Here is a 22,793-nt window from a genome sequence, read left to right as displayed (position 1 = left end):
GGCGGGATCTAGTAGGTAGCACAATTGGTGCCATGACCGGAATCATTGTTCTCGCAGTACTCGCACTGGCCGTCATCGCGGCTCTGGAACTCAGCAACAGGCGTCACTCGACCGGTCTCACCGCCGGCCCGAACGGCTCCTGGGTAACCGCTGACCGCGACGTGGCCCGGACCAAGCTCGACCTCCTCGCCCTCGGTGGCGCAGCCGAGCCCTTCAACCACAAGCCCGCAGCGACCGCAGGCACCGTGCACACCATTCGCCGGGCCCGCATCCTGACCCAGCACGGCCGGCACGCGGCCTGAGCAGTACTACGAGAAGACCGCCGGACTCCCCCGGCGGTCTTCGTTTGTCTCAGACCCTGCGCTGCCAAGTGGGAGCGGTCGCATTGGTGACGGCCCGCAGTACGCCTTCCACCGGCCCGTACCCGTACCGGCTCATCCACAGGTGACTGAGCACAACCTGTCCGGCGAAGATCGCAACCGCTATCCCCATCGTCTCCAGCGGCGACACCTGACCGACCAGACCCAGCCCGATGCCAGTGAAGATCAACATGGTCGCGACCGACTGGCCCAGATAGTTGGACAGCGCCATCTGCCCGGCCGGCGCGAGCACCCGGCGCACGTCCTGGCCTTTGACCGAGTGCATCACCCGCAGCAGCGTCGCGACGTACGCCGCCGTCAGGAAGGGCGCGGTCAGCACGCTCGCCAGTACGGCGCCCGTGTCGCCATTGCCGCCGCCCGACGCGTAGATCATCCCGCCGGTGATACCGGCGACGAACCCGACCAGCTGGATCAGCCGCAAGACGGCTTCCTTGCCGGTGATGTTCGCGAGCAGCCGACGCCGACCGGCGACCAGCCCGAGCAGGAAGGCAGCGAGCGTGGTCGGGCCCTGCACAGTCAGCAGGGACAGGCCGTACAGCGGCAGAGCCTTGACGTGCTCGCCGATGATGTCGCCGAACGAGCCGCCGAGGTTCGCAGTGGTCTCGTGGGCCGCGGCGACAGCGCCGGCCGGGTCGAGGAACGCCGACGTGTCCATGAAGAGTGCGGTCGAGCCCATCGAGACGAAGAGGTAGGCGTAGATCGAGCCGACGACGATCAGCGCCGTCCGGTCCTTCACCCGCCGCATCGCCAGCAGGACCAGGCCGATCAGCGCGTAGACGCTGAGGATGTCTCCGGTGATCAGGAAGATCGCATGCAGGCCGCCGATCACGAACAGACCGCCCAGCCGTCGCAGCATCCGCGGCTTGAACCCGGTGCCCGCCCGCTGCGCAGCCTCGATCTGCAACTGGAAGCTGTAGCCGAACAGGAACGAGAACAGCAGGTAGAACTTCATGTCGACGAAGGTCGCCGACACCCAGTGCACCGCCTGGTCGAGCCACGACTGGTACGCCGGATCGTCGGCCAGGTGGATCGGGAAACCCGAGGCGACGAAGGTGATGTTCACGACCAAGATGCCCAGCAGGGCGAATCCACGCAGCGCATCGATGTCCTGGATGCGGGTCCGGCTCAGAACCTGGCTCATGATCTCCAGCACACCAGCGGGCCGCACCCGGCACAGTCGTCCTGACCCTCCCGCCCGGGGTGGACTTTTCTCTACCTCGGCGGAACCTCCGCGCTCGCGGCGTCGTCGTACCCGGCACTGTGCCTGAAAGGGCTTACCCAACAAAGGAGTGTGTGGATGGAGCGGAGGACCTTCCTTCGGGGGCTGGCTGCGGCGGCGGTTGCGGGACCGGCGGTGACGGTGCTCGGGTCGCAGCAGGCGGAGGCGGCCGCTGCGGCCAACTACTACGTCGCGACCACCGAACAGACCAAGAACAAGATCCTCGTCTTCCCCAAGAACAAGGCGTTCTCGGATGCCAACGTGCACTGGAGTTTCAGTCCCGGCGGCGGTGGGTGGTCGAACCTGTCGGACGTGAAGATCCGGGAGACCGCGGCGCAGGGCTGGATCGCGCTGATGGTCGCGTCCGGCGGGAAGGCCGGCATCGTCGACATCGACAGCGAGAAGCACACCGAGCAGAACGACCTGGCCTGGCAGGCGACGCCGGGTGGCAACCCGCACGCGATCGAGCGGGTGCCTGGGAACGGCTCGGTGATCGTGGCGAGCTCGGACGGCAAGCTCACGCTGTACGCGCCGAGCAGTGTCGGCAACCTCGGCAGTCTGGCCAAGGTGCAGACGGTCGACTACCCCGGCGCGCACGGGGTGCTGTGGGACCCGACGTACGAACTGCTCTGGGTGGTCGGGAAGAACCGGTTCAGCCATTACGCGATGATGGGCAGCAAGCGAAGCACGCGGCTGAAGTACGGCCGTCACTTCAGCCTGGGCAGCGGGAACCTCGGTCACGACCTGCAGCCGGACTACACGAACAAGCAGAAGATGTTGATGACGGCAACCAAGGGTGTGTACGAGCTGCTCACCGACGGCGGGACGTTCCGGAGCCGGAAGATCTCGTCGGAGACGCGGGTGAAGTCGTACGTGAAGCACTCGTCCGGTGAGGTCGTCTCGATCCGCGGTGACGGCACCGACCCACGCGACTGGGCGAACAAGACGGTCCGCTTCTCTGCCTCACCGGACCGGACCCGGTCGGGTGCGCAGTTCTACAAGGCCCGGATCTGGACGCCGGCCTTCCAGTAATTCGGCGGCGTGGTCGCGGCCGGGTGTGACATCGTCTGGCCGTGACCGACTACCGGGAAGTGAATCGGGCCAACTGGGACGAGCGGGTGCCGGCGCATGTCGCGTCACCCAGCTACCACGTGGCCGAGTTCGAGGACCCGCAGTACCTCAGTGAGGTGGTCCGGTTCGACCGGCCGCGGCTGGGCGACATCTCCGGGCTGCGCGTGGTGCACCTGCAGTGCCACATCGGCACCGACACGGTGTCCCTCGCGCGGCTCGGCGCCCGGATGAGCGGGCTCGACTTCTCCGCGCCGGCGATCGATCAGGCGCGGTCGCTCGCGGACCGGCTCGGGTTGCCGGTGGACTTTCACGTCGCCGACGCGTACGACGCGATCGAGGTGCTCGGCGCGGCGTCGTACGACCTGGTCTACACCGGGATCGGCGCGATCTGCTGGCTGCCGGACATCGAGCGGTGGGCGCAGACCGTCGCGGGGCTGCTCAAGCCCGGCGGACGGCTGTTCATCCGCGAGGGACACCCGATGCTGTGGGCGCTGGACTCCGCGCCGGAGCATCCGGTGGTGAAGTACCCGTACTTCGAGACGCCCGAGCCGATCATCTGGGACGAGGGCGGCACGTACGTCGAGACCGACGTCGAGTTCACCACCACCGTCACGCACGAGTGGAACCACGGTCTGGGCGAGATCATCACCGCGCTTCAGCAGGCAGGGATGGTGTTCGACTCCCTCGTCGAGCACGACAGCGCGCCGTGGAACGCCCTGCCCGGCCTGATGGCCGTGGACGAGGCCGGCGAATGGCGCTTGACCCACCACCCGCGCCGGCTCGCCGCGACGTACACCCTGCAGGCGCACAGACCCGCCTGAAGGCACACTTCCGGCCCGGCTGTGCAAGGCGACCAGCCGGGCCGAAGTCCAGTGCGTGCCTAGTGCGCGCCGCCGCGGCGCTGCTGCACCTTCTGGAACGCGTCCTTGAGCTTGCGCTGGTTCTCAGGCTTGCTGAGCTCCCGCTGCGCGATCTGCGCCAGCTTGGCGACGACCGCACCCTTGACCAACGTCTTCACAAACCCCATCAGGGCCTCCCTACTCTCTTGCCCTCAGACGCTACCGCGCCGAACCAACAAACACCTGCGGGTTCACCCCACCACTTCCCTGTTCCCACCCTTAGCCCGTTCCAGGCAGGAAAAGTGTCCCCGGGGTAGGGCACACTGGGACGGTGCCTGAGTTGCCGGAGGTCGAGTCGCTGGCGGGGTTCCTGCGGGAGCGTGCCGTTGGGCGGGCGTTCGTGCGTGCCGACATCACCGCGATCAGTGCGCTGAAGACCTACGATCCGCCGATCTCGTCGCTGGTCGGGTTGCTCATCGACGACGTGCAGCGGCACGGGAAGTTCCTCGACCTCTCCGCGCAGGGCGTGCACCTGGTGATCCACCTGGCCCGGGCGGGCTGGCTGCGGTGGAAGGACGAGCAGTCGACCGCGCTGGTGCGGCCGGGCAAGGGTCCGATCGCGTTGCGCACGGTGCTGGACGACGGCTCCGGATTCGACCTCACCGAGGCCGGCACACAGAAGAAGCTCGCGGTGTACGTCGTCCGCGATCCGGCCGAGGTGCCGGGGATCGCGCGACTCGGCCCCGACCCGTTCACGCTGTCGCTGGACGACTTCAGCGCCATCCTGAAGCGCGAGGGCCGGGTCCAGCTCAAGGGCGTCTTGCGCAACCAGTCGGTCATCGCCGGCATCGGCAACGCGTACTCCGACGAGATCCTGCACGTGGCGAAGATGAGCCCGTTCAAACCGGCGTCGAACCTGTCCGACGACGAGCTGAAGGTCCTGTACGACGCCATGCGCGAAACCCTCCAGGACGCCGTCGACCGGTCCGCCGGCCTCGCCGTACAGGATCTGAAGTCGGAGAAGAAGTCCGGCCTCCGCGTCCACGGCCGCAAGGGTCAGAAGTGCCCGATCTGCGGCGACATCGTCCGCGAGGTCAGCTTCCACGACTCGTCCCTGCAGTACTGCGCCACCTGCCAGACCGGCGGCAAGCCGCTCGCCGACCGCCGCCTGTCCAAGCTGCTCAAGTAGTCAACCCGTCGCGGGCAGCCGGATGGTGTACGGCGACGAGGCCGAGCGCCGGCCGGCGTCGAGCCGGACCCGGAGCTCGTGCCGGCCGGACGGTCCGAGGATCGGCACCGGCCAGGCGACCGAAGCGCCGGGCTCGAGGCCCTCGAAGGTCCACTGGCAGCCCGATCCATCGGGCAACTTGAGGCCGGCCTCGCCGTGCGCGGTCGCCCGGCCGAAGTTGGTCACCACCACGGACAGTTCGCCATCGCCGGTCGGGTGGATCGACGCCAGCACCGTCCCGACCGGCGCGACCAGGATGCGTCGTATGGCGGTCGCCTCGACGCGCAGCGGGACCACCAGGCCGGCCGGCATCGGGAACGGGCCGATCGTCCGGCACGCATCGCCGGCGACCGACGACTGGTTGGCCAGGAAGACGCGTGGCCTGCTGTCGGCGAACACGCGAATCGCGACATCCGCGGAGCGGCGGGCGACCAGGTAGGACGTCGTACCGGTCGGGGTGAGGTCCCAGACGCCGTCGGCGTTGGCCGTGACCGTGTCCGGCGGGACGATGCGCAGCTTGCCCTCCAAGGCGACCCGGACGACCGGGGCTTCGCCGGTATCTGGCAGCCGGACGATCAGGTCGTCGCCGTCGAGTCGCCAGGTGAGCGCGCGGCCGGTGTGGTCCTCGACCACGTGCAGGGGTGTCGTCGCCAGGCCGGGCAGCCGGACCTCGTGATCGGCCGGCCGGCGAGTGATCCGGAGCAGCAGCAGTTCGGAGGTCCGCAGGATCGCCTCACCCCAGGGTTGCGGCCCGAACTCCCCGGGGATGCCCTGAATCAGTGCCATCGCGCCGCCTCCTCCGAAGAAGGTTCCGCAATCGCGTGGTCACGTGTCAACGCGCGATCCACGCTTCGGGCAACCGCATTCCTGCCGTCCTGGAGCACACCGATGACCAGACGCCTGAGATGATCAGGAGCATGTTCCAGAACCAGGAGATTCCCTCGGTCGTGGTGGCCGAGTTGGACGACGCCCTGCTCGCCGAGGCGTTCGTATTGGATGTGCGGGAGCCGGACGAATGGGACCGCGGGCACATCGAGGGCGCGAACCACATTCCGCTCGGAGAACTGCAGGAGCGGGTCGGCGAGGTGCCGCTGGACCAGAAGGTGCTGTGCGTCTGCGCGGTCGGCGGCCGGTCCGGGATGGCGACCCAGTTCCTGAACCAGCTGGGCCGTGAGGCGATCAACCTCGACGGCGGCATGCACGCCTGGCAGACCTCCGGCCGCCCGGTCAGCACCGTCTGAGTTAGGAGCAGTAGGGAAGAAAACCTTCCGGTCAGCCTCTGGAGACGTTACTTTGTCACCGGTCGGTTGACCGGCGTACACCTGTGCCTCATGTGGCGGTAGAGCGCACCGCGTCGGATGGCCGCGTCCGTCCACGTTGGGGAGGCTCCTGTGTCGCTCTTCCGTCCCTTGACCGCAGCGATCGGTGTGGGCGGCCTGCTGGCCGGTGCCGTCGTCGGTCCGGCCAGTGCGCAAACCCCGGCAGGCGGCATCCCGGATGCCGCCATCGCCGGCGACGGTGTGCTCACCACTCGCGACGACAGCCCGGTCGCGCCGGGCGTGAACTACACCTCGTTCGAGCGCCTCGACCCGAAGGGCTGGCTCCGCGGTGACATCCTCGCCGCCGACCTGGACAAGCGCGGCGTGACGGTCGACTACGTCAACACCGGCAAGGTCTCCGGCGGTACGCCGCTCAGCCAGCAGTTGGCCCGGAAGGGCGCGATCGCCGGTGTCAACGGCGACTTCTTCGACATCAACGACACCACCGCACCACTGGGCGTCGGGATCGAGGCCGGCGGCCGGCTGATCAACGCGCCGGCGGCCGGGCACAACGACACCGCGGTGATCGGCAAGGACGGCCTCGGCCGGATCGCCGAGCTGTTCCTCCAGGGCAGCGCGACCGACGACGACGCGACCAAGCTCGAGCTGACCAATCTCAACTCGCCGACCGTCAACTCCGGCGGTATCGGCCTCTACACACCGGAGTGGGGCGACGCGGCCCGCACCAGGACCGTCGACGGCCTACCGACCGTCCGCGAAGTGATCCTTCGCGACGGTGTGGTCGTCTCGTCGGCCGCCACTCCGGGCACCATCCCGCTGGCCGCGAACGAGCAGGCGCTGATCGGCCGCGAGGCCGGTGCCACCGCGCTCGACGCCTTCGAGGTCGGCGACAAGATCGAGGTGCAGTACGGCGTGCGCCCCGACGCGGCCGATGTCGCAGTCGGGATCAGCGGCAACTACCAGCTCGCCAAGGACGGCCAGGTCCCCGCCGACGTCCCGGACGCCGACCTGGCGCCGCGGACCGCGATCGGCTTCGACGCCGACGGCAGCCGGATGCTGCTGCTCACCGTCGACGGCCGCGCGACCGGTTCCCGCGGGCTGTCGCTGAAGGAGATGGGCCAGTTGATGATCGGCCTCGGAGCCGACGACGCGCTCAACCTGGACGGCGGCGGCTCGTCGACGATGCTGGCCCGCTCGCCCGGCGAGGCGGCGCCGCAGGTCGTGAACGACCCGTCCGACGGCGGCGAGCGGGTGATCCCGAACGGTCTCGGTCTGCTGCCGGTCAAGGGTTCCGGGAAGCTCACCGGTTTCCGCGTCGAGGCCGTCGGCACAGCTGACGCGGACGCGGATGCGGACGTCTCCCGCAGCTCCCGGGTCCTCACCGGCCTCAGCCGCGTCCTGGCCGCGACCGGCCACGACGAGACCTACGCTCCCGCGACAGGTACGCCGTACTGGTTCGCCGGCAGCAATGTCCGGGTCGACCAGAAGGGTGCGGTGACCGGACGGCGGGCCGGCGATGCGATCGTCACGGCAGCCCGCGCCAACGCGAACGGCAGGTTCCCGATGACCGTCCTCGGTACGCCGACCCGGCTGGCACCGTCGACCCGGCAGGTCTCGTTGTCCGACGCCTCGTCCAAGGGCTCCTTCGAGATCAACGGGTACGACGCCGACGGCTTCTCCACCTGGATCGAGCCGCGCGACATCAAGCTCTCGTACGACCCGGCACTGGTCACTGTGGTTGCGCGTGGCAACGGATACGAGGTGAATGCCCTCAGCAACGATGCGGTGTCGACCGTGATCACCGCCACGGTGGGCGACCTGACCACGCAGCTCAGTGTCACGTCAGGTCTGAGCAGCACGGTGATCGACGAGGTCGATGACCTGACCCGCTGGGCGGCGAACGCCGTACCGGCCGGCGCGGCGACGGCGTCGCGGTCGGCCGCCGAGGGGCACGACGGCGGGCAGGCGATCGCGCTCGACTACTCGTTGACCGGCTCGACGGCGACGCGAGCGGCGTACCTCTCGGTGACGCCGCAGCTGACGCTGCCCGGGCAGCCGCAGAAGCTGGGTGCGTGGGTCTACGGCGACGGCAAGGGGGCGTGGTTGCGGGCGAACGCCTACACCGCGGCCGGCGGGTCGCCGCAGACGCTGAACATCGCGGCGTCGGTGGACTGGACGGGGTGGAAGTACGTCGAGGCGGACATCCCGCCGGGGCTGGCGATGCCGCTGCGGTTCTGGCGGATCTACGTCGTCGAGACGGTGCCGACGCGGCAGTACTCGGGCCGGATCATCGTCGACGACCTGACCCTGCGCGGTGCGCCGCCGGTGGACATGGCGCCGCCGGCGAAGGTGGTCGACCCGATGGTGGTCACCGACGGGACCGTGACGACCAGCGGCCGGTGGCGGTTCGCGGTGATGTCGGACGCGCAGTTCACCGCCGACGACCCGAACTCCGACTTCGTCAAGCAGGCCCGGCGGACGATCCGCGAGGCGCTCGCGCAGAACCCGGACTTCCTGGTGATCAACGGCGACTTCGTCGACCGCGGTTTCGCGAATGACATCGCGCTGGCCAAGCAGATCATCGACGAGGAGGTCGCGGGCAAGGTGCCGGTGCACTACGTGCCGGGCAACCACGAGAGCTACGGACCGGGCGACCTGTCCGAGTGGAGCAAGGTGTTCGGGCCGCCGACCAGCACGTTCGACCACAAGGGGACGCGGTTCATCCTGCGTGACTCGTCGCTCGGGTCGCTGCGGGCCGGCGGGTTCGCGCAGATCCTCGACCTGCGCGCGCAGCTCGACGACGCCGCGGCGAACACCTCGATCCGCAACGTGGTGGTGATGGCGCACCACCCGATCGACGACCCGTCGCCGACGGCCAACTCGCAGCTCGGCGACCGCAAGGAGGCCCGGATGGTCGTCGACTGGCTGGCCGGCTTCCGGGCATCGACCGGCAAGGGCGCCGCGTACACGGCGGCGCACGCCGGGACGTTCGCCGCGTCCCGGACGGACGGCGTACTGCTGCCGCTGACCGGCAACTCCGGCAAGGGCCCGTCGTCCGCGCCGGACGACGGTGGGTTCACCGGCTGGGCGTTGGTCGGCGTCGAATCCCAGGCGCGTGAGGCCGCAGCCGCTGAGCGGACGTGGTCGGCGCCCGAGCGGTCCTGGCTCCAGGTGGAGTTCCGCCCGCACGTGGATTCGCTCGAGCTCACTGCTCCGGCGACGCTGCGTCGGGGTGAGACGGGTCCGGCGGGTACGACCGTCGTACAGGAGAGTCGGCGCGTGCCTGTGGCGTTCCCGGTGTCGGCTGACTGGTGGGGCTCGCGACAGCTGCACATCGGTCCGGCGCGGACCGCGCCGTTCTGGGCAGTGGCGTCGTACGACCCGGCAACCGGTCAGGTGACCGGACTGCGTCCCGGTACGGCCCAGCTGGGCGTCACCGTCAACGGCATCTCCAAGAGCAGCACCATCACAGTCGGTTGGTAGCGTGACCGACGTGATGGTGCCGGAGCGGTTGGTGGCTGGGGATCGGGTGGCAGTAGTGGCACCGTCGGGTCCAGTGCGGGGGGAGCGACTTGAGGTTGGGATCGAGCACCTTCGGCAGTGGGGTCTCGAGGTCGAGGTGCTGCCGTCGGTGCTGGCCGGTCACGAGCGGCTGAGCTATCTGGCGGCGGACGACAAGGCTCGGGCTGAGGATCTGCGGAACGGTTGGCTGGACTCGAGTTTCGTGGCGGTGTTCTGTGCGCGCGGCGGGTACGGCGTGCAGCGGATGCTCGAGTACGTCGACTTCGACGAGCTGGTGGCTGTGCCGAAGTGGTTCATCGGGTTCAGTGACATCACTGCACTGCACGAGCCGCTGAACGCGCGTGGGTTGGTCACCGTCCACGGGCCGATGGCTGCCGCTGTTGAGCAGTTGGGTGCTTCAGTTGGCCGGCAACGCCTGTACGACCTGCTGTTCGAGCCAACAGGCATCACCGACCTGCTTGCACCCGCGGGCGGCCGCACACTGGTCGGCGGAGTCGCGGAAGGACCACTCCGGGGTGGCAACCTGGCGTTGCTCGCGTCAAGCATCGGTACGCCGACCTACGCGCCGCCGACCGGGATCGTGGTGCTGGAGGACGTCAGCGAGGATGCGTACCGGGTCGACCGGCTGCTGACCCAACTGCTGCGGTCCGGGTGGTTCGCCGGCGTCACCGGACTGGTGATCGGCGACTTCAGCGGGGCGGACGACTCCGGGTTGGTGAGTGCGGTCGTGCGCGATCGGCTCGAGCCACTCGGTCTGCCGATGGTGGAGGGTGCCGCGATCGGGCATGAGGACGTGAACCTCGCCGTACCGCTGGGGCTGCCTGCCCGGCTGGACGCGACCGCAGCAACCCTCACGCCACTCTTCAGCTGAGGTGCTCGCGTAGGAAGGCCAAGGCCTGTGGGTACGCGTCGAGCTTGTTCGTCAGCTTCGCGAGGCCGTGTCCCTCGTCCGCGTAGACCAGCAGCTGGCACGGTACGCCGCGCTTGGTCAGAGCCTCGGTGATCTGCTCTGCCTCGGACAGCGGCACGCGTGGGTCGTTGGCGCCGTGGATGACCAGCAGCGGTGCCCGCATGTGGTCGACCCGGCTCAACGGACTCGCCGACTCCAGGAACTCGCGGTCCGTCGCGAGGTACCCGTACTCCCGCTCCCGCGTTGCCCGCCGGTAGTCCGAGGTGTTCTCCAGGAACGTCACCAGCGACGCGATACCCACGATGTCCACGCCGGCCGCCCACAACGACGGCTGGAAGGCCAACCCGGCCAGCACCATGTAGCCGCCGTACGAGCCACCCCACAGAGCAGCCCGCGACGGATCGCACCCGATCGTCGGCAGCCACGCGTGGATCGCGGCCAAGTCCTTCACCGAGTCCAGCCGCAGCTCCCGGTCGTCCAGCGAGTACCAGCGCTTCCCGTACGCCGCTGAGCCCCGAACATTCGGTACGACGACGGTGTGTCCATCCGCGGCGAGTGCAGAGACCACCGGGTACCAGCCGCGCATGGCCGCACCCTCAGGGCCGCCGTGGACATGGACGACGGTGGATCCGAGGTCGGGGCCGGTCGGCCGGTAGACGAAGACCGGCACCTGCTCACCGTCGAACGACGGCACGCGGTGGCTCTCCGGGTGTATCAACTCGGCAGGCACCTCAGGCATCCCGGGCGGTCGCATCGCAACGACGTCACCGGTCGCCAGCGTGTAGCGGTAGACAGTGGGAGGCTCGATCGGCGAGTGGTACGTGAGCAGGGCGAACGCGCCATCGGAAGACCAGATCGGGTCCGGCACCATCACGGCCTGTGCCGCACAGCCGAGCGGAGGCAGGTCGATCGGTGCGACCAGCGCGCCGTCCTCCAGTTTGTGCAACGCCAGCGGGACCAGCCCGTCGTCGATCACCGCGACCAAGAGGTGCTCCGCGTCAGGGCAGACCCAGCCGACCAGATCGTGCTCGTCGTCCACCAGCAGGTCTGACCAGGTCCCCTCGGCCACGTCGTACTGCCGCAACGCGATCCGGTCCCGGTCCGCGTTGCTCGCCACGACGAACCCGGACGAGCCCGGCAGCCACGACACCGCCTTCTGGTCGTTGTGAGCGTCGTACGGCGTGAGCTCGGTGACGGACCGGGTGGTCGTGTCGACGAGCACCAGCTGGATCGAGTTGGCCGGGGCGCTGGCCAGTGACAGGACGACCCACTTGCCGTCCCGCGACGGGTTGACCGCCATCGGCCAGCCACCGCCGTCGTACAGGACGGACTCGGCGCCGGTGGACAGGTCGTGGGCGACCAGGTCGAAGTCGACCCCGTTGCGGCGGTTGGTGGTGAACAGCACGCGGTCGGCCTTCGCCTCGACCAGGTTGTGCTTGGAGGCAGGGTCGTGGACGAGTGGTGTGAGCGTCGGGTCGTCCAGGTCGAGGATGGACAGCTGGCCGCGTTCGTCGCCGCCGCTGTCGTGTTCGACGACCACCCGACGGCTACCGGGGACGAAGAGTGCGTTGCGGCAGTTCTCGCCCAGATCGGTGAGTGCTCGCCAGGTGCCGTCGGGGGCCACCTCGTTGACCTGGCGGGTGCCGGTCCCGTCGTACAGGACCAGGAGGCGGCCCTCTTCGTTCACGTCGAGGGCGAGAGTCGTGGGCAGCGAGAGCAAGGTCGTCAGCAGCACGTCCTCATCCTCACACGCTTGGTTGGGTGGGGCAGCCCGGAGTGCGGGCCGCCCCACCAGTCAGCGGTCGCCGTGCCAGGAGTGCCAGAGCGCCGCATAGGCACCCTGGGCGTCGACCAGCTCGTCGTGGCCGCCCAGCTCGACGATCTTGCCGTCCTCCACCACCGCGATCACGTCCGCGTCGTGGGCGGTGTGCAGGCGGTGGGCGATCGAGACCACGGTCCTGCCCTCCAGCACACCGGCCAGCGACCTCTCCAGGTGCCGGGCGGCGCGCGGGTCCATCAACGAGGTCGCCTCGTCCAGGACCAGCGTGTGCGGGTCCGCCAGCACCAACCGGGCCAGTGCGACCTGCTGTGCCTGCGCAGGAGTCAGTGAGATCCCACCGGAGCCCACCTCGGTGTCCAGTCCGTTGTCGAAGCCGGCGACCCACGCGTGAGCGTCGACCGCACGCAGTGCGGTCCACAGCTCGGCGTCGGACGCCTCCGGCCTGGCCAGCCGCAGGTTGTCGCGGACGCTGCCCACGAACACGTGGTGCTCCTGGTTGACCAGGGCAACGTGGCTCCGGACCTGCTCGGCCGACATCCTGTCGAGGGCCGCACCACCCAAGGTGATGTCACCGACCCGGGGCGAGTAGATACCGGCCAGCAACCGGCCCAGTGTCGATTTCCCTGCTCCAGAAGGGCCTACGAGCGCGACCCGGGCACCCGGCTGCACAGTCAGCGTGACGCCGTGCAGCACGTCGCGGCCTTCCAGATAGCCGAACCGCACCTCGTCGGCCAGCACCGTCCGGCCTTCCGGCTCGGCCTGGTCGCCCGCCGCTTCCGCCTCGACCTCACGGACTCCGACCAGCCGCGCCAGTGACACCTGCGCCACCTGGAGCTCGTCGTACCAGCGGATCATCATGTTCACCGGCTCGACCAGCATCTGGATGTACAGCGCACCCGTGGTGAGTGCACCGACGGTGAGCCAGCCCTGGATGGCGAAGCCGCCACCGATCACCAGCACCGCCGCCAGCGCGACCGTGTGGGTCATGTTGATCACCGGGAACAGAACCATCCGCAGGTAGAGCGTGTACCGCTCCCAGCCGACCCACTGGCCGATCCGGATGTCGCCCAGCTTGATCCGGCGATCGCCGAGCCGGTGCGACTCCACGGTCCGGCCGGCGTCGACGGTCTCGGCCAGCGCCGAGGCCACCGCGGCGTACCCGGCGGCTTCCGACCGGTACGCCGAGGGCGCCCGGCGGAAGTACCAGCGACCGCCGATGATCAGGATCGGTGCCGCGATCACCACGGCCACCGCCAGCTCCGGCGCGGTGACGATCAGCGCGCCGATCAGCAGCGACGCCCAGATGATCGCGATGGTCAGCTGCGGTACGGCGTCCCGCATCGCGTGCGAGAGCCGGTCGACGTCGGTGGTGATCCGGGACAGCAGGTCACCCGTGCCGGCCCGCTCCAGCACACCCGGCGGCAGCCCGACCGCCCGGACCAGGAAGTCCTCGCGAAGGTCCGCGAGCATCTCCTCACCCAGCACGGCGCCACGCAGCCGCGTGAGCCGGACGAAGACGGTCTGCACCAGCAGCGCGCAGACGAACCCGAGGACGACGTACGGCAGGTCGACATCGCGCTCTCCCTGCGAGAGCTTCTCCACCACATTGCCGAGCAGCCAGGGCCCGACCATGCCGCTCAGCGCCGCCACCGCGTTCACCAGCGTCAGCCAGCCGAACGCGCGGCGGTGCCGGCGGAACAGTTCCTTCAGATAGGCACGCACGGTCGCGCTACCTGCTACCGGCAGCCGGGCCACTTCTTGCGGGGCGGCCGGGTCGTACTCAGGGCTCCTGGACGAGCGGAGCGAGTGCAGCTTTAGGAACCTCACGCCGTCTCCTCGAGACTTGACTCTTCTTCACGGGTGACCACCGCGCGGTAGCGCGGGTTGGTGTGCACCAGCTCGTGGTGGGTGCCGACGGCATCGACCCGGCCGTCCGGCACGAACACCACCCGCTCCGCGCGGTCCAGCATCAGCGGGCTGGAGGTGAACACCACAGTGGTCCGACCGGACCGCAGCAGCCGGAGGCCGTCCGCGATCCGCGCCTCGGTGTGCGCGTCGACCGCACTGGTCGGCTCGTCCAGCACCAGCACCGGCGGGTCGACGTACAGCGAACGGGCCAGTGCCACTCGCTGCCGCTGCCCACCGGACAGGGACCGGCCGCGCTCGGTCAGTACGGCCTGCATCGGGTCCGACTCACCTGCCGGCAGGGTCTGGCGCAGTACGTCGAGAATGTCCGCGCACTGCGCTGCGTCGAGCGCTGTCTCCGGAGAGACCGCGCCACTCGACGGCACGTCGAACAGCTCCCGCACAGTCCCGGACAGCAGCACCGGGTCCTTGTCCTGCACCAGTACGACGGTCCGCGCGGACTCCAACGGGATGTCGTCCAGTCCGACGCCGTCGAGGAGCACCGAGGCCTGGTCGTCCTCGGCAGCGGGGCTGTGGCCACCCAGCCGGTCGGCCAGCCGGCCGCCCGCGTCCGGGTCACCGGAGACGACCGCGGTGAAGCTCCCGGCCGGCACGTGCAGGCCGGAGACCGGGTCGAGCAGGTCACCGTCGGGCAGCTGGGCCGCCGCGGTGCCCATGGTCTCGTCGGTCCGCTTGAGCGACAGCACTCGGGCAGCCCGGCGCGCCGACACCTTGGAGAAGATGAACGCGCTCGCCGTCTCCTCGAACGTGTGCAGCGGCACCAGCATGAACGTGATAAACCCGTACGTCGTGACGAGCTCGCCGACCGAGATCCGGTTGGACATCACCATCCCGACACCCAGCCACACGATGATGACCAGGAACAGCCCGAACAGCAGCACCTGAAGGGCCGCGATCAGCGACCACATCCGGGCACTGCGGACCGCGCTGGCGCGGTACTCCTGCGAGGCCGAGCGGTAGCGGTCCAGGAACAGCTGCTCACCGCCGATGCCACGCAGCACGCGCAGACCGGCGACGGTGTCGGCGGCCAGCTCGGTGGCGCGGCCGCCCTTGGCCCGCTGCGCGTCCGCGCGACGCTCCGCGGGACCCATCAGCGGCACGATCGAGAACGCCAGCACCGGTACGGCGACGGCGACCACCAGACCGAGCTGCGGTTCGTAGAGGAGCAGCCCGATCACCACGGCGAAGCAGGTCAGCAGCGCGGCCGCGAACCGGCCGAGCACCTCGACGAACCAGCCGATCTTCTCCACGTCGCCGCTGCTCACGGCGACCACCTCACCGGCGGCGATCCGCCGGGTCAGCAGCGAGCCGAGCTCCGCGGCCTTGCGGAACAGCAGTTGCTGCAGACGCGACGCCGTACAGATCCAGTTGGTCACCACGGCTTTGTGGAAGAACGAGTCGGCGCCGGCCTTGGCCGCGCCGAAGGCGAGCAGCAGGCCGCCCGCAAGGAAGAGCTTGGGCCAGGACAGGTCGATCACGGCCTGGACGGCCAGACCGACGGCGACCGGAGCGGCGGCGATCCCGCCGAAGTAGAGGAGACCCCAGAAGAGCGCGATCGCCTGACCGCGCAACTGCTGGTGCTCCAGCCAGAGAATGAGTCGGAGACCGGACCGGGTGTCCGGCACACCCGGGTCGGCGAACGGAATGAGGCGCAGCGACATGACGTCTCACAAAGAGGCATAGAGGGGTTGAACGAAGGCACCTGACCAGGCGTATGGATCAAGCCTAGGTGGGGCCACCGACAGTCCGCCAACCGTTTTCCCCCGGTGGACCGAAGGCGCCGAGCCGCCGGTTGTACAGTCTTCAAGTACCAACGATCGAGGGGAGCCGGGTGGAGGATCTGACGCGCAGGCGACGGCTGCTGATCCTCGTCATCTGCTGCTTCAGCCTGTTCATCGTCGGGCTGGACTCCACCATCGTGAACCTGGCGCTGCCGGCCATCCGGGCCGAACTGGACGCCGACGTCTCCAAGCTGCAGTGGACCATCGACGCCTACACGCTGGTGCTGGCCAGCCTGTTGATGGTGTCCGGCTCGACCGCGGACCGGATCGGGCGGCGGCGGACGTTCCAGGCCGGGCTGGTGGTGTTCGGGATCGGGTCGCTGCTGTGCGGGTTCGCGCCCACCGTCGATCTGCTGATCGTGTTCCGGATGCTGCAGGCCGTCGGCGGGTCGATGCTCAACCCGGTCGCGATGTCGATCATCACCAACACCTTCACCGATCCACGCGAGCGGGCGCAGGCGATCGGGGTCTGGGGTGGTGTGGTCGGGCTCAGCCTGGCCGTCGGGCCGGTGGTCGGCGGGGCGCTGGTCGACACGGTGGGCTGGCGGTTCATCTTCTGGATCAACGTGCCGGTCGCGCTGGCCGCCGTACTGCTGACTGCTCTGTTCGTGCCCGAGTCGCGGGCCGCGGTGCCGCGGCGGATCGACCCGGTCGGTCAGGTGCTCGTCGTACTGCTGCTCGGTGGGGTGACGTACGGGATCATCGAGGGGCAGTCGGCCGGGTGGATGTCGCCGCTCATCATCGGGTGTTTCGTGCTGGCCATGGTCTCGCTGGTGAGTCTCGTGCGCTACGAGCGGCGGCGGGAGGAGCCGTTGCTGGACCCGCGGTTCTTCCGGAGTGCGCCGTTCTCGGGAGCGACGCTGATCGCGGTCGCGGGGTTCTCGGCGCTGTCCGGGTTCCTGTTCCTCAATTCTCTGTACCTGCAGTCGGTGCGCGGGTTCTCGGCGTTGCATGCCGGGTTGCTGACGTTGCCGATGGCGGCGATGACGGTGGTGTTCGCGCCGCTGTCCGGGTGGCTCGTCGGGCATCGCGGACCGCGACTGCCGCTGGTGGTTGCCGGGAGCATGCTCACCGTGTCCGGGCTGGTGCTGTCGCGGCTCTCGCTGGACACTCCGACGCTCGTACTGCTGGCCGGCTACCTCGTCTTCGGGCTCGGATTCGGCATGCTGAACGCGCCGATCACCAACGCCGCGGTGTCCGGGATGCCGCTGTCCCAGGCCGGGGTCGCGGCCGCGATCGCCTCGACCAGCCGCCAGGTCGGCGCATCCCTCGGCGTCGCCATCGCCGGGACCGTGCTGACGGCGCGGCTGGTCGGTCCGCTGGAGACCGGGTTCGTCGATGCGGCCCAGTTGTGCTGGTACATCATCGCCGGCTGTGGATTGCTCGTACTGATCCTCGGCCTGATCACGACCGGCCCGTGGGCACGCCGTACCGCGGCCGCTGTCGCCGAGGATCTCGTCAGGGCTCGGTGATACCGGCCCGGCCGAGGGCTTTGAGGCGGCCGCGGAGGATCTTCTGCCGACGCTCCTCGTCGGGGAACAGATCGATGTACGACGAACCCCTCGCCGCGAGCAGGTCGTCGTCGAGGCGTCGTACCGTCCCGGCCGGGAAGCGGTGGGTCATCGCGGCCTGGACGGCGGAGCTGTCGATACCGGCGAGCAGGTCGGTGAGTTGCTCCTCGGTAGTCACGCCGAGCCGCGCGAGCACGCTGAGGATCCAGGCGTAGTGGTTCGTCTTCGCGTGCGGGGCGTCCGGGTAGCGCCGGGTCAGGTACGTCGTCAGCGTCGCGGTGGTGAGGTCACGCGGGGTCTTGTCCGGCTCGGCCGCGGCGAGTTCGCGGTACAGCCGGTCGATCTCGGTGAACTCGTTGTCGGCCAGCTCCATCAACGCCGCCGCGAGCAGGAACCGCCGGTCGAACTCGGGTTTGCGCTCCGGCGGGATGTCCAGCTTGTACCGGATGTCGTGCTCGAACTCGGCCCACGCGTGCTGCACCGCGGTCCGGACCTGGATCTCCATGGTCAGGTTCTTCAGTACGGCGTACTCCGGCAGCTCCCGGCGATGCTCGTTCAGCCGGACCAGGTAGTGCTTGCTCGCGTACCCGAACACGCCCTGCGCCCGGGTGTGCGCACCCATGTCGGTGTGCTCGACGATCTCGAACTCCTCCTCGATCACCTCGCAGACCCGGTCCACCGCCTCGACCAGGAAGGTGATCACCCGGGCCGCGACCAGGTCGGTGATCTGGTTCAGCGGATCGTCGTACTTCGGCCGGCCAGGAATGTCCGGATGCGGCTTCGACGCCTTCGCCAGGAACGACTCCGGATCCTTCGCCCGGGCCGTCGCGGTCAGGTAGTTGATGCCTTCTTCCTCGCCGATCAACTCATTGATCAGCGCCTCCAGCTTCCGCGCACCCCCGACGTACTGCTGATGCACGCGCTCGTACAGCGTGCCCGCCTGCACCGCCCACTCCCCGACCATGGCCGCACCATAGTGCTCCGCGGGTGCCGGAGGTGTCTCGACAGGTCTAGCAAAATCTAGCAGTTTTACTAGAAAGCCGTAGAGAATGGTTGCAGGTTGTGGCAGTTGAATCGGCAGGGAGTTTGTCGGATCGGCGTGACATACTCCGCCGACTGTCACTCTGAGATCCGTGGGGGGATCTGTGTCGTTCCGTCCTGCCGCTGTCGTGCGCCTCGGCGTACCTGCTGCCCTGGTCGCCGCGACCCTGGTCGCCGTCACCGGCTCGTCCGGCCAGGCGGCACAGCCGCAGCCGAAGCCGAAGCAACTTCCGTTCTCCAGCGGGCAGACCGTTGCCTACGATCCGCACTCCGTCCTGGTGAAGTTCCGGCCGAAGGCGAGTGCCGCGGCCCGGAAGCAAGCACTCAGCAAGAGCGCGTCGAAGGCCCGGGCGTCCGTCGCGGCGGATGTCGTCGCGGTCACCGGGACGGTGCCCGCACCCCAGCTGCTGAAGAAACTGAAGGCCGACCCGAGCGTCGAGCTCGCGTCGCTGAACTACCTCCGCAAGGCCACCGCGACGCCGAACGACGAGTTCTACGCCGCAGGCTTCCAGCACTACCTGCCGACCGTCCGGATGCCGCAGGCGTGGGATGTCAGCAAGAGCGCCGGCGCCCAGACGGTCGCCGTACTGGACACCGGCATCGACGCCGGTCACCCGGATCTGGCCGGCCGGACCGTGACCGGCTACAACGCCGTCAACCCGGCGACCGGCCCGGTCGACGACAACTACCACGGCACCTTCGTGTCCGGCATCATCGCGGCCAACACGAACAACACCGAGGGCATCGCCGGGGTCGCCTGGAGCGCGAAGGTCATGCCGGTCAAGGTGCTCGACGAGTTCGGCACCGGCACCGACGAAGACATCATCGAAGGCCTCAACTGGGCCGTCTCGCACGGTGCACGGGTCGTCAACATGTCCTTCGGCGGGACGATGGAGAGCCTCGTACTGCGTGACGCGGTGGCGAATGCGGTGGCCAAGGGTGTCGTGGTGGTCGCCGCTGCCGGCAACACCGGAGACGACGTACCGCAGTACCCGGCCGCCTACCCCGACGTGCTCTCCGTCGGCGCGACCAACGACAACGCCGCGATCACCGGCTTCAGCTCACGCGGCGACTGGCTCGACCTCGCCGCTCCCGGCTACGACATCGTCAGCACGGTGCCGAGGGACCTCGATCCCGAGTTCCCGTACGGGCAGGCCAGCGGCACGTCGTTCTCGGCCCCGATCGTCGCCGGGGTGGCCGCCCTGGTGCGGAACAAGTACCCGGCCCTCACCCCGGCCGAGGTGATGGCCCGACTCGAGACAACCGCTCGGGACGCGGGTCCGCGCGGCCGCGATCCGTACTACGGCGCGGGCATCCTGGACGCCTACGCGGCACTGGGTGGCCCGTGGGCGGCCGACTTCACTCCCGCGTTGCCGGACGGCAACGACTTCCCGGCCCGGGCCCAGGTCCTGGCCGGTGGCTCCGCCTCCGCCTCGATCGGCGCCGAGGGCGACAGCGACTGGTTCAAGATCGACTCCGCGGCCGCGCGCAATGCCACGGTCAAGGTCACCGGCCCGCTGTTCGACTCCGTCCAGTTCGCCCAGAACTTCGGCCCGGTGCTGTCGGTCTACGACCAGGACTTCCGCCTGCTCGGGCACGTCCAGACGCCCCGCCCGGACGAGGACGAAGACGGATTCGAGATCCCCGCCGCCCTCACGGCCACCACGAACGCCAGCCTCAGCGCCGGTGTCACCTACATCAAGGTCCGGAACTCCAACGGCTCCCGCGACAGCCGTCCGTACTCGCTGACCGTCACCGACTCGGACACCGGGGGTCCGGGGCCGACCGACCCGTCCTTCATCGTCCGGGACGCTTCGGTGCCCGACTTCACCGCGCAGGTGCCGGTGGACACCTATCCGTCCGTCACCCTCTCCCGCGACGCGGCGCCGGCCAGCATCAACACCACCACGGTCCGGCTGCTGAACGGGAAGACCGGCGCCGGCGTTTCCATCGCGCCGGGGTACGACGCGGCGGCGCGGAAGATCGTCATCACACCGTCCAGTCCGCTGCTCGACAAGACGCCGTACCGGATCGTCATCGACGGTGTGCAGGAAGCCGGCCCGGCCATCCTCGGCGGCTACACGTCGACCTTCGAGACCGCCGATCTGACGCCCCAGGCGGTGACCTCGTTCGACGCGAGCGGTCTCTATCTGGCGGCGAACCTGTCCTGGAAGATTCCGCCGACGACCGATCTGGACTACGTGGTCGTCCGGCGCAATGTCGGCAGCAAGGCGCCGACATTCACCACCGGCACCCTGGTCTACGCGGGTACGGCGTCCGCGGTGAAGAACACCGGGCTGGCGCAGGGTACGACGTACACGTTCGCGGCCTGGGTGGTGGACCGCAGCGGCAAGCTCAGCCCGGTCGCGACGACGCAGTTGCTCGGGATGAAGTCGGGGATCGCGACGACGTCGACGCTGATCAACTACGGCGGGTCGATCACGATCAAGGGCAGCACGCTGCGGATCGACAACAAGGTGTACGCCGGGCTGCCGGTGAACGTGTACGTGCGGCCGAAGAACGTGTCGACGTTCAAGTTGCTGGCGGCGTTGAAGACGTCGTCGACCGGGACGCTGTCGATCGTCCACAAGCCGTTGGTGTCGTCGGTGTACATGCTGACGTTCCCTGGCAACGCCGACCTGATGGGGACGCGGACCGCGGACATCACCGTGAACGTGGCGCCGACGGTCTCGTCGGTGCTGTCGCCGATCGCGATCCGGCTCGGCGGCATCACCAAGCTGTCCGGGTACGTCGCTCCGGCGCACTACGCCAAGCCGGTCTACCTGCAGCTGTACTCGAACAAGACCTGGAAGTCGATCGTGTCGGTCAAGCTGAGTACCTCGGGTGCGTACGCGTTCGGCATCAAGCCGGCGACGCGGGGCAGCTTCGCCTACCGGGTCCTGTTCACCGCGGACGCCGATCACGCGCAGGCGGTCTCGCCGTACCGGATCGTGACGGTCAGCTGACCTGTTCCAGCTGAACCACCGCGCCCGGCCGGGCTTCCGGCCGGGGCGCGACACGGTCTGGGGCTCGCTAGCGAAATCTAAGGAAAACGCTAGACGGGCTCATACAGTGGCAGCATGGATCCGATCCGGAATCCCTATGCGCCCGGCGCCGGTCAGCGGCCGCCTGAGCTGGCCGGACGCGACACCGAGGTGCGGCAGTTCGAGGTGGTGCTCGAGCGGGTCGCGGCAGGCAGGCCGGAGCGAAGTCTGGTGCTGAGCGGGCTCCGGGGTGTGGGTAAGACGGTGTTGCTGAACACCTTGCGGAGCCAGGCGATCAAGCGCGCCTGGGGCACCGGGAAGATCGAGGCCCGGCCGGACCAGAGCATCCGGCTGCCGATCGCGCAGGCGATGCACACCGCGATGCGCGAACTCGGGCACCGGCACCGCGACGACGAGCGGGTCGACCAGTTCAGCGCCGTACTGAAGGCGTTCGCGCTGCGGACCGCGGCGAACGACCGCAAGGGCATCCGCTGGCACCCGCCGGTCGACGTGGCCGCGGCGAAGGGCCGGGCCGACTCCGGTGATCTCGAGATGGACCTGATCGAGCTGTTCACCGACGCGGCCGACCTGGCCGGCGACCTGTCCGTCGGGGTCGGGCTGTTCATCGACGAGATGCAGGACATCAGCGCCGACGACCTCTCCGCGCTGTGCGCCGCCTGCCACGAGATCTCCCAGCAGAGCGCACCGCTGGTCGTCGTCGGAGCCGGTCTGCCGCATCTGCCCGCCGTACTGTCCGCCAGCAAGTCATACTCCGAGCGACTCTTCCGCTACATCCGCGTCGACCGCCTCGCCCGCGAAGCGTGCGACCGCGCGCTGATGGTCCCCGCCGAGAGCGAGGGAGTCCGGTACGACGACGAGGCCCTCGACGAGCTGTACGCGCAGACCGACGGCTACCCGTACTTCGTCCAGGCCTTCGCCCACTCGACCTGGGACCACGCCCCGGCCTCCCCGATCACCATCAAGGACGTCGCCGTCGCCGCCCCCGAAGCATCCGCCGAACTCACCGTCGGCTTCTTCGGCTCCCGCTACGAACGCGCGACACCCGCCGAACGCGAGTACATGCGCGCCATGGCCGAACTCGGCATCGGCGTCGACGACGGCTCCGTCCCCACCGCCGAGGTCGCCAGCACCCTCAACCGCAAACCCCAATCCCTCTCCCCAGCCCGCGACGGCCTGATCAAGAAGGGCCTGGTCTTCTCCGCCGAACGCGGCACCGTAGCCTTCACCGTCCCCCACTTCGGCAAGTTCCTCCGCACCCGCACCGCGTAAGCCCACGCGCGGCGTCCGGCTCCTGCGATCG

At 69.0% G+C, this 22,793-nt stretch carries 17 protein-coding genes; 10 read left to right on the top strand and 7 right to left on the bottom strand.

Translation table 11 applies throughout. The features are described from left to right. Positions 1 to 32 precede the first annotated feature (32 nt). Positions 33 to 302, top strand: coding sequence for a hypothetical protein (locus ACGFIF_RS40250; RefSeq protein ID WP_393162402.1), 270 nt, complete (start codon positions 33 to 35; stop codon positions 300 to 302). A gap of 49 nt (positions 303 to 351) precedes the next feature. Here ACGFIF_RS40250 and ACGFIF_RS40245 read toward each other — a convergent pair whose 3' ends face one another. Then, positions 352 to 1,521, bottom strand: a complete 1,170-nt coding sequence (locus tag ACGFIF_RS40245; RefSeq protein ID WP_393162400.1) for a DUF418 domain-containing protein — start codon at positions 1,519 to 1,521, stop codon at positions 352 to 354. Positions 1,522 to 1,677: 156 nt separating this feature from the next. On the opposite strand from ACGFIF_RS40245, the gene ACGFIF_RS40240 reads away from it, so the two are divergent. Together ACGFIF_RS40240 and ACGFIF_RS40235 are read left to right on the top strand one after the other, a co-directional pair. Next, complete coding sequence (locus ACGFIF_RS40240) at positions 1,678 to 2,631, top strand: DUF6528 family protein (protein ID WP_393162398.1); 954 nt, start codon at positions 1,678 to 1,680, stop codon at positions 2,629 to 2,631. 41 nt (positions 2,632 to 2,672) lie between these two features. Next, positions 2,673 to 3,491 (top strand): class I SAM-dependent methyltransferase, encoded by an 819-nt coding sequence (locus tag ACGFIF_RS40235; RefSeq protein WP_393162396.1) that lies wholly within the window; start codon positions 2,673 to 2,675, stop codon positions 3,489 to 3,491. 59 nt (positions 3,492 to 3,550) lie between these two features. Here ACGFIF_RS40235 and ACGFIF_RS40230 read toward each other — a convergent pair whose 3' ends face one another. Then, a complete protein-coding gene (locus ACGFIF_RS40230; RefSeq protein ID WP_393162394.1) occupies positions 3,551 to 3,697 on the bottom strand; it encodes a hypothetical protein in 147 nt (48 codons plus the stop codon). Positions 3,698 to 3,840: 143 nt separating this feature from the next. Here ACGFIF_RS40230 and ACGFIF_RS40225 point away from each other — a divergent pair, with 143 nt between their 5' ends. Continuing rightward, the gene (locus ACGFIF_RS40225; RefSeq protein WP_393162392.1) at positions 3,841 to 4,698 is read left to right on the top strand and encodes a DNA-formamidopyrimidine glycosylase family protein; all 858 of its coding nucleotides are present in this window, start codon (positions 3,841 to 3,843) and stop codon (positions 4,696 to 4,698) included. Here ACGFIF_RS40225 and ACGFIF_RS40220 read toward each other — a convergent pair whose 3' ends face one another. Then, complete coding sequence (locus tag ACGFIF_RS40220) at positions 4,699 to 5,523, bottom strand: hypothetical protein (protein WP_393162390.1); 825 nt, start codon at positions 5,521 to 5,523, stop codon at positions 4,699 to 4,701. It lies immediately after the preceding gene. 131 nt (positions 5,524 to 5,654) lie between these two features. On the opposite strand from ACGFIF_RS40220, the gene ACGFIF_RS40215 reads away from it, so the two are divergent. The 3 genes from ACGFIF_RS40215 to ACGFIF_RS40205 all read left to right on the top strand — a co-directional run bounded on the left by ACGFIF_RS40215 (position 5,655) and on the right by ACGFIF_RS40205 (position 10,410). Then, positions 5,655 to 5,978 (top strand): rhodanese-like domain-containing protein, encoded by a 324-nt coding sequence (locus ACGFIF_RS40215; protein ID WP_337010938.1) that lies wholly within the window; start codon positions 5,655 to 5,657, stop codon positions 5,976 to 5,978. Positions 5,979 to 6,128: 150 nt separating this feature from the next. Further along, a complete protein-coding gene (locus ACGFIF_RS40210) occupies positions 6,129 to 9,500 on the top strand; it encodes a phosphodiester glycosidase family protein (protein WP_393162387.1) in 3,372 nt (1,123 codons plus the stop codon). 1 nt (position 9,501) lies between these two features. Continuing rightward, positions 9,502 to 10,410 (top strand): LD-carboxypeptidase, encoded by a 909-nt coding sequence (locus ACGFIF_RS40205; RefSeq protein ID WP_393162385.1) that lies wholly within the window; start codon positions 9,502 to 9,504, stop codon positions 10,408 to 10,410. On the opposite strand, the gene ACGFIF_RS40200 is transcribed toward ACGFIF_RS40205, so the two are convergent. From ACGFIF_RS40200 to ACGFIF_RS40190, 3 genes are read right to left on the bottom strand one after another with little or no spacing between them, the layout of a single operon-like run. Beyond that, entirely contained in the window at positions 10,403 to 12,184 is a 1,782-nt protein-coding gene (locus tag ACGFIF_RS40200) for an alpha/beta fold hydrolase (protein ID WP_393162383.1), read from the bottom strand. The genes ACGFIF_RS40205 and ACGFIF_RS40200 overlap by 8 nt on opposite strands. Positions 12,185 to 12,244: 60 nt before the next feature. After that, positions 12,245 to 14,056, bottom strand: coding sequence for an ABC transporter ATP-binding protein (locus tag ACGFIF_RS40195; RefSeq protein WP_393162381.1), 1,812 nt, complete (start codon positions 14,054 to 14,056; stop codon positions 12,245 to 12,247). Next, positions 14,053 to 15,816 (bottom strand): ABC transporter transmembrane domain-containing protein, encoded by a 1,764-nt coding sequence (locus ACGFIF_RS40190; RefSeq protein ID WP_393162379.1) that lies wholly within the window; start codon positions 15,814 to 15,816, stop codon positions 14,053 to 14,055. Before ACGFIF_RS40190 ends, ACGFIF_RS40195 begins: the two co-directional genes overlap by 4 nt. Before the next feature lie 170 nt (positions 15,817 to 15,986). Here ACGFIF_RS40190 and ACGFIF_RS40185 point away from each other — a divergent pair, with 170 nt between their 5' ends. Further along, entirely contained in the window at positions 15,987 to 17,408 is a 1,422-nt protein-coding gene (locus ACGFIF_RS40185; RefSeq protein ID WP_393162377.1) for an MFS transporter, read from the top strand. Here the strand turns inward: ACGFIF_RS40185 and ACGFIF_RS40180 are convergent. Further along, positions 17,395 to 18,411, bottom strand: coding sequence for a GTP pyrophosphokinase family protein (locus tag ACGFIF_RS40180; protein WP_393162375.1), 1,017 nt, complete (start codon positions 18,409 to 18,411; stop codon positions 17,395 to 17,397). The two genes, ACGFIF_RS40185 and ACGFIF_RS40180, sit on opposite strands and share 14 nt — an antisense overlap. A gap of 169 nt (positions 18,412 to 18,580) precedes the next feature. Here ACGFIF_RS40180 and ACGFIF_RS40175 point away from each other — a divergent pair, with 169 nt between their 5' ends. Next, positions 18,581 to 21,454, top strand: coding sequence for a S8 family serine peptidase (locus ACGFIF_RS40175; protein WP_393162373.1), 2,874 nt, complete (start codon positions 18,581 to 18,583; stop codon positions 21,452 to 21,454). A 114-nt stretch (positions 21,455 to 21,568) separates the two neighbouring features. Further along, a complete protein-coding gene (locus tag ACGFIF_RS40170) occupies positions 21,569 to 22,762 on the top strand; it encodes an ATP-binding protein (RefSeq protein ID WP_393162370.1) in 1,194 nt (397 codons plus the stop codon). The last annotated feature ends 31 nt before the right edge of the window (positions 22,763 to 22,793 follow it).

It is taken from the genome of Kribbella sp. NPDC049174 (assembly GCF_043197365.1).
Lineage (GTDB): Bacteria > Actinomycetota > Actinomycetes > Propionibacteriales > Kribbellaceae > Kribbella.
The sequence above is the reverse complement of the archived record's forward strand: the minus strand, read 5'-3'. Positions and strand labels throughout refer to the sequence as shown.